We start from the raw sequence: 254 nt of genomic DNA on the forward strand, positions 1-254 counted from the left end.
TGATGAACCACCTCGTTCTGCCGGCGGTTGCGGCGGCGCTGGTGCCCCTCGCGGTCGTGGCACGTATGACGCGCAGTGTGATGGTGGATGTCCTGAGCCAGGATTACATCAAAACTTTGCGCGCCTCCGGAGTCTCGGAAGGTTCAATCCTTTGGCGGCACGGGCTGCGCAACGCGCTTCCGCCCATCGTCACTGTCATCGGGCTTCAGGTCGGCTACCTCCTCGGCGGCGTGATCTTCGTCGAAGTTGTATTT

At 61.4% G+C, this 254-nt stretch carries 1 protein-coding gene; it reads left to right on the plus strand.

Translation table 11 applies throughout. The features are described 5' to 3' along the window. Positions 1-254 (plus strand): ABC transporter permease subunit (locus tag AC3XQU_RS24340; protein WP_489876687.1); only part of this gene is annotated, 254 nt, incomplete at both ends.

Source organism: Telluria sp. AZSoR62 (assembly GCF_058111565.1).